General features: G+C 56.8%; 6 protein-coding genes and 7 tRNA genes. All 13 read left to right on the top strand.

The annotated features are described in order from the left end of the window. The first annotated feature begins 128 nt into the window (after positions 1–128). The 13 genes from ACFFIY_RS05780 to ACFFIY_RS05840 all read left to right on the top strand — a co-directional run bounded on the left by ACFFIY_RS05780 (position 129) and on the right by ACFFIY_RS05840 (position 6267). Positions 129–476, top strand: a complete 348-nt coding sequence (locus ACFFIY_RS05780) for an STAS domain-containing protein (protein ID WP_354197685.1) — start codon at positions 129–131, stop codon at positions 474–476. Then, positions 463–933: an anti-sigma B factor RsbW gene (rsbW, locus tag ACFFIY_RS05785; RefSeq protein WP_354197683.1), complete on the top strand. Its 471-nt coding sequence runs from the start codon at positions 463–465 to the stop codon at positions 931–933. The genes ACFFIY_RS05780 and rsbW overlap by 14 nt, the downstream gene beginning before the upstream one ends. Continuing rightward, positions 911–1696 (top strand): RNA polymerase sigma factor SigB, encoded by a 786-nt coding sequence (gene sigB / locus ACFFIY_RS05790; RefSeq protein ID WP_354197681.1) that lies wholly within the window; start codon positions 911–913, stop codon positions 1694–1696. The genes rsbW and sigB overlap by 23 nt, the downstream gene beginning before the upstream one ends. Then, positions 1696–2295 carry a PP2C family serine/threonine-protein phosphatase gene (locus ACFFIY_RS05795; RefSeq protein WP_354197679.1) on the top strand — a complete coding sequence of 200 codons (600 nt, stop codon included), beginning with the start codon at positions 1696–1698 and terminating at the stop codon, positions 2293–2295. The genes sigB and ACFFIY_RS05795 overlap by 1 nt, the downstream gene beginning before the upstream one ends. Positions 2296–2383: 88 nt before the next feature. Next, positions 2384–4852 carry a S1 RNA-binding domain-containing protein gene (locus tag ACFFIY_RS05800; protein ID WP_354197677.1) on the top strand — a complete coding sequence of 823 codons (2469 nt, stop codon included), beginning with the start codon at positions 2384–2386 and terminating at the stop codon, positions 4850–4852. Then, positions 4845–5297: a SprT family protein gene (locus ACFFIY_RS05805; RefSeq protein ID WP_354197675.1), complete on the top strand. Its 453-nt coding sequence runs from the start codon at positions 4845–4847 to the stop codon at positions 5295–5297. The genes ACFFIY_RS05800 and ACFFIY_RS05805 overlap by 8 nt, the downstream gene beginning before the upstream one ends. Positions 5298–5476: 179 nt before the next feature. Next, positions 5477–5564, top strand: a tRNA-Leu gene (locus ACFFIY_RS05810). A gap of 8 nt (positions 5565–5572) precedes the next feature. Next, positions 5573–5644, top strand: a tRNA-Glu gene (locus tag ACFFIY_RS05815). Positions 5645–5694: 50 nt separating this feature from the next. Beyond that, a tRNA-Asp gene (locus ACFFIY_RS05820) sits at positions 5695–5770 on the top strand. A 40-nt stretch (positions 5771–5810) separates the two neighbouring features. Next, positions 5811–5886: transfer RNA gene (locus ACFFIY_RS05825), tRNA-Lys, on the top strand. A 118-nt stretch (positions 5887–6004) separates the two neighbouring features. Continuing rightward, positions 6005–6092, top strand: a tRNA-Leu gene (locus ACFFIY_RS05830). An 18-nt stretch (positions 6093–6110) separates the two neighbouring features. Beyond that, positions 6111–6187 (top strand) — tRNA-Arg (locus tag ACFFIY_RS05835). Positions 6188–6193: 6 nt separating this feature from the next. Continuing rightward, positions 6194–6267: transfer RNA gene (locus ACFFIY_RS05840), tRNA-Gly, on the top strand. Positions 6268–6415 lie beyond the last annotated feature (148 nt).

Consider the following 6415-nt stretch of genomic DNA (forward strand, 5'->3'; position numbering starts at 1 on the left):
TGTTTTATCCCGGCAAAACGCGGGTATATCTCTTATGTTGTGTTCCGGCCTTTTTTATGAATCACTTTTTCTGTGAGTGGAATCGAGAACGGCCAAAATAGAGACTATTAATCAAACGAGGTGTGGAAATGAATCTGCAGGTAGATTTGCGAGAAGAAAACAGTGTGCAGCATTTCAAGGTGATCGGGGAGATTGATGCGTTCACCGCACCGGAACTCCGGGAAGCCTTGTCCGAATTTGCAAGCGAGCAGGGACTTCGGGCCGAGATCGATCTCTCGGACGTTGAATATATGGACAGCACCGGACTCGGCGTGTTTGTCGGGTTCTTCAAGCAAGTGAAGGAAAACGGCGGCCATGTGAAGATCACCGGCCTGTCGCAGCGCCTGAAGCGGCTGTTCGACATTACGGGGCTCAATGAAGTCATGGATATTGAAACACAGAAGGATGAAGGTGGGTTAGATGATGCAACCGTATGATTATGTGGAGCTCCGGGTTCCGGCGAAGCCCCAGTATGTTGGGGTGGCGCGCCTGACGATTTCCGGTCTGGCGAGCCGGCTCGGCTTCACTTATGATGATATTGAAGACATGAAGATCGCTTCAAGCGAAGCGATCACGAATGCCGTCCAGCACGCCTACAAGGACGGGGAAGAAGGCGAGGTCGTCGTTGGTTGCGCGCTTTATGAGGACAGGATCGAGATCATGGTTGCCGACCATGGGCAGAGCTTCAACTTCGAAGAAACGAAGAAGAGCGTCGGGCCTTACCATGATCACGAAGAAGGCATGTTCCTGCGGGAAGGGGGACTCGGCCTTTACCTGATCGAGACTTTGATGGACGAGATCAAAATCCACCACGACGAGGGCGTTACCGTCTTCATGACCAAATACCTTGGCGGAGAGCAGGTGGAAAAGGATGTCGAAACAGTCTCCTCCTGATTCCGGTTCGAAAGAGCAGGTGCTTGAGTGGATCAAGGCATACCAGGAAACAGGCGATGATCTGGCTCAGACGAACCTGGTGCTTCACTATGAACGCCTTGTCCAATCGATTTCGCGAAAGTATTCCAACGGCAAGTCCTACCACGAAGACATCGTCCAGGTGGGCATGCTCGGCCTTCTCGGTGCCATCCGCAGGTACGATCCGGATTTCGGCCGCAGTTTCGAAGCGTTCGCCGTGCCGACGATCATCGGGGAGATCAAGCGGTTTCTCCGGGACAAGACCTGGGCTGTGCATGTGCCGCGCCGCATCAAGGAACTCGGACCGAAGATCAAGGCGGCAGCCGAGGAACTGACGAACGAATTGCAGCGCTCGCCGAAGGTCCAGGAAATTGCCGACCACCTCGGCGTCGAGGAAGATGACGTGCTGGAAGCGATGGAAATGGGGCGCAGCTACCAGGCCCTGTCGATGGACCACTCGCTTGAGGCGGATTCTGACGGAAGCACGGTGACCCTGTTCGATATTATCGGAGATACGGATGACGGATTTGAAATGACGGACCAGCGACTGATCGTTGCGGACGCCCTCCAGGTTCTTTCCGAAAGGGAAAAGCAGATCATCCAGTTTACATACATCGAACAGCTGAGCCAGAAAGAGGCGGGAGAGCGTCTTGGCATTTCCCAGATGCATGTGTCCCGCCTGCAGCGCAAGGCGATCAAGAAACTGCAGGAAGCGATTGCGGCGGCGGGCGGTGGAACCCCATGATGACCGTCAAAGATGACCGTGTCGAAGTCTATATCTACAATGAGGCCAAGCAGGGAAATCATGAATCCGGCGACATGCATTACACCTTCGTGAACGAGGACTATTTCCTCTGCGCCATTGCGGACGGTCTCGGAAACGGGCCCGTTGCAAGGGAATCGGCCGCCATTGTTCCGGAAATCCTTGCCGCCCATCATGATGAGTCAATCGACCAGCTGCTGAACCGCTGCAACATGCATATGCATCAAAAACGCGGAGCCGCAGTCGCCATCATCAAGGCCGACTTCAAGGCATCCACGATCCAGTACAGCTGTGTCGGCAATGTGAGGTTTTACCTGTACCGGCAAGCGGATGACAAGATGATCTATCCGCTGCCGGTGATGGGGTATTTATCGGGACGGCCGGTCAAGCTCCGGACCCAAGAGTACACTTACGGGCACGGAGATCTGTTCCTCTTGCATTCTGACGGGGTGGACATCCGCAGCCCGAAGGCGTTCATGCAAAAAAGCGCCGGGCCGTATGATCTATATAAACAGGTGCTCGACACGATTGAGCACGGCGACGATGCCACTTATATTTCCGGCAGTCTGCTCCGTCCATGACGGGGCTCTTTTTTTATGTCGGCGAACGCCGATGCAGGGATTTTGTGTTAAAGTGAACGTGAAATGAGGACTGAAAGGATTGAGGCGGATGGAACAGGAGCGACTGGCCGGACGCGCTGCGGAGCGCGCGGGGGTGCGGATTGATCAGGCAAGAGCGGTCATCGCCCTTCTTGCAGAGGGAAAGACGGTGCCGTTCATCGCGCGTTACCGCAAGGAGGCGACAGGTTCTCTCGATGAAGTGCAGATCAAGGCGGTGGAGGATGCGCACCGCTATCTTACAGGGCTTGAGGAGCGGAAAGAGGAAGTGATCCGGCTGATCGGAGAGCAGGGGCAGCTGGATCCGGAGCTGGAGGCGGCCATTCGCAATGCCGATGTGCTGCAGCGAGTAGAAGATCTGTACCGCCCCTTCCAGAAAAAGCGGAAGACACGTGCTGGCGCGGCGAAGGAGCGGGGGCTCGAACCGCTCGCGGATCTGTTGCTTGAAGGCGGCAACGAGTCGCCGGAGCGGGCGGCTGCCGGGTTTGTTGATGCGGAAAAAGAAGTGCCGGACACTCAGGCCGCGCTGGACGGGGCAAAGGATATCATTGCGGAGCGGATTTCCGACGATCCGGGGGTCCGGGAGACGGTCCGCCGGATGATCCGCCGGTCTGGCTTGTTTACCGCAGTACTGAAAAAGGGGGCGGAGGATCCGAAGGGCGTCTATGAAATGTACTATGATTATTCGGAGCCTCTTCGCCAGATCAAACCGCACCGTGTGCTGGCCGCGAACCGGGGCGAGAAGGAGGGCGTGCTGAAGGTGGCCGTGAAAGCGGAGGAAGGCCCGATTTTGACTTCGCTTGAACAGACATTCATCCGCCGTCCGAACTCCCCGCTGTCGGCGCCTGTGCGGGAAGCGGCGGCCGATGCGTGGAAGCGGCTGTTGCTGCCGTCGCTTGAGCGGGAGATCCGCGGGGAGTTGACGGAGCAGGCCGATGCGCAGGCGATCCGGATTTTCTCCGAGAACTTGAAGCGCCTGCTTCTTCAGCCGCCGATGAGGGGTGTCACGGTCCTCGGGGTCGACCCCGCCTTCCGGACAGGCTGCAAGCTGGCTGTCGTTGACGAGGCGGGCCGGCTGCTGGAGCTGGGCGTCATTTATCCCCATCCGCCACAGAAGGCGAAGGACGAGGCCATGCGCAAGGTGTCGGGGATCTTGCGGAAGCATCCGATTTCCGTGATCGCCATCGGCAACGGGACGGCTTCCCGTGAGACAGAGCAATTCATCGCGGACTGCCTGAAGGAAATGGACACCGGCGCGTCTTATGTCATCGTGAATGAGGCCGGGGCGAGCGTGTATTCCGCATCCGAGGAAGCGAGAAGGGAGTTTCCGGACCTTCAGGTCGAGCAGCGCAGCGCGGTCTCGATCGCAAGGCGGCTTCAGGACCCGCTTTCTGAACTGGTGAAGATCGATCCGAAATCGGTGGGGGTCGGACAGTATCAGCACGACGTGTCCCAGAAGAATCTGGCGGAACAGCTGGACTTTGTCGTGGAAACGGCCGTCAACCGGGTTGGTGTGGATGTAAACACGGCTTCCCCGTCTCTGCTGCAGCACGTGTCGGGCCTGTCGAGGGCCGTTGCGGACAATATTGCCGCCGCCCGTGATGAGCTCGGCAGCTTCACTTCTCGCACGCAGCTGAAGAAGGTGCCGCGGCTCGGTGCCAAAACCTACGAGCAGGCGGTCGGGTTCCTCCGCGTGCCCGGTGCGAAAAATCCGCTCGATGCGACGGGTGTCCACCCGGAGAGCTATAAGCTGGCCGAGGAGATCCTGAAACTGGCGGGTGTCGCGAAATCGGCACTCGGCACGGGAGAAGCGTACGAGAAGCTGGCCGGTCTGGATGCGGTTGAAGTGGCGGGGCAGCTGGATTCCGGTGAGGTGACGGTCAGGGATATCATTGAAACCCTGATGAGGCCGAACCGGGACCCAAGAAGTGATTTCCCGCAGCCGCTCTTAAGGAAAGAAGTTCTTTCCATCAAAGACTTGAAACCCGGCATGGAAATGGAAGGGACCGTGCGGAACGTCGTCGACTTCGGTGCATTTGTAGATATCGGTGTCGGGCAGGACGGGCTCGTCCACAAGTCGAAGATGAGCGTGAAGGCTGTGCGCCACCCGCTTGACGTCGTGGCGCCCGGCGATATTGTGACGGTCCGGGTGGAGGAAGCGGATCCGAAAAAAGAGCGGATCGCCCTTTCGATGATTTCTGAGAAAGAACAGGCGGAGAAGGAACAACAGGAGACGGCGCGGCGCAAAGAGCGAGAGAACCGGGATCGGATGGCGGCGGAACTGAAGCCCGGGGCGGAGCTGGAAGGAGTCGTGAGGGAGAAGCGTGATTTCGGAGTGTTTGTGGACGTGGGCACCGGCCGGCGGGGGCTTCTCCATATTTCGAAAGCCCGCAGCAGCGGATGCCGGATGCCGGAGCCGGGTGAGCGGCTGAAGGTGAAGGTCGAACAGTATGACCGGAAGACCGGCCGGCTTTCGCTGGATTTTGCGGAGAAGGACAAAGGGAGCGGCGCCCGTGGATGAGGAGCGTCTCCAGCAGCTTGCCGAGCGCCTCTCGTCAGAATCATTCGGCAGGCCATTCCGGCACCGGATCTATTTCAACAGCCGGCTCCGCACGACAGGCGGGCGTTACCGGCTCCACGACCATGATATCGAAATCAACCCGGAGGCATACCGTCGGCACGGGCTCGGGGAACTGGTCGGGATCATCAAGCACGAGCTCTGCCACTACCATCTTCATATAGAGGGAAGAGGCTACCGGCACCGTGACCGTGATTTCCGGGAACTGCTGGAGGCGACCGGATCTCCGAGGCACTGCTCACAGATCCGCGAACCGGCCAGGAGGAAGACGAGGCACGAGTACAGGTGCTCTGATTGCGGTGCGGTGTTCATCCGTAAAATCCGAATGGACACGAACCGGTACCGCTGCGGAAAATGTCACGGAAAACTCGTTGAGGCCAGCGGTTGAACGTTGCGTGGAACGGATATAAAACCCTTGTGCAGGGCGGCGCGAGCCGTTGGAGCACAAGGGTTTTCAATTTCTAAGAAAAAAGTTCGGGAAAAGTGTTGACTCTTTTCTCTGAGCCCCCTATAATAGGACAAGTCGACAAGAGATCACACAACAAACGATCGCTCGACAAAAGCTTTGCGGTAGTGGCGGAATGGCAGACGCGCTAGGTTGAGGGCCTAGTGGGAGTTAAATCCCGTGGAGGTTCAAGTCCTCTCTACCGCACCATTATATATGGCCCCTTGGTCAAGCGGTTAAGACACCGCCCTTTCACGGCGGTAACACGGGTTCGAATCCCGTAGGGGTCATCATGGGGAGGGCAGCCACCCGGCTGTCCGGACTCCCCTCTTATATAGAAGGTCCCGTGGTGTAGCGGTTAACATGCCTGCCTGTCACGCAGGAGATCGCGGGTTCGATTCCCGTCGGGACCGCCATTTATTTTCTGGAGCCGCTGAGGCTGAGGAAAGTGATTGCGAGCCATTAGCTCAGTTGGTAGAGCATCTGACTTTTAATCAGAGGGTCGCAGGTTCGAGCCCTGCATGGCTCACCATATTGGTTTTAAGAAGTTGAAAAAAGTTGTTGACTCTCGGGCGGGAAGATGGTACAATAAATCTTGTCGCTGAAACAACAAGCGAATGCAGCTGATTGAAACTGATCAACTTTTATACGCGGTAGTGGCGGAATGGCAGACGCGCTAGGTTGAGGGCCTAGTGGGAGTTAAATCCCGTGGAGGTTCAAGTCCTCTCTACCGCACCATTTATCTTAATAAAATGTGCGCCCGTAGCTCAATTGGATAGAGCGTCTGACTACGGATCAGAAGGTTGTGGATTCGACTTCTGCCGGGCGCGCCATTTTACGCGGGTGTAGTTTAGTGGTAAAACCTCAGCCTTCCAAGCTGATGATGAGGGTTCGATTCCCTTCACCCGCTCCATTTATTTTATGAACCTTGAAAACTGAACAGCAAAACGCTGATAAAATTGTTTTCGGATCCCGACCCCGTCGGGTGAAGAGAACACATGATTCGGACATATCAAGCAGATATGCCAGCAACAAAGTATGAGCTTACTCATACTCTTCTT

Origin of the sequence: Bhargavaea ullalensis, from assembly GCF_042432615.1 — a bacterium.
GTDB lineage: Bacteria > Bacillota > Bacilli > Bacillales_A > Planococcaceae > Bhargavaea > Bhargavaea ullalensis.

Coding starts and splice junctions, on each gene's coding strand:
- ACFFIY_RS05795 (WP_354197679.1), top strand. CDS start 1,696: ATGACCGTCAAAGATGACCGTGTCGAAGTCTATATCTACAATGAGGCC.
- rsbW (WP_354197683.1), top strand. CDS start 463: ATGCAACCGTATGATTATGTGGAGCTCCGGGTTCCGGCGAAGCCCCAG.
- ACFFIY_RS05780 (WP_354197685.1), top strand. CDS start 129: ATGAATCTGCAGGTAGATTTGCGAGAAGAAAACAGTGTGCAGCATTTC.
- ACFFIY_RS05800 (WP_354197677.1), top strand. CDS start 2,384: ATGGAACAGGAGCGACTGGCCGGACGCGCTGCGGAGCGCGCGGGGGTG.
- sigB (WP_354197681.1), top strand. CDS start 911: ATGTCGAAACAGTCTCCTCCTGATTCCGGTTCGAAAGAGCAGGTGCTT.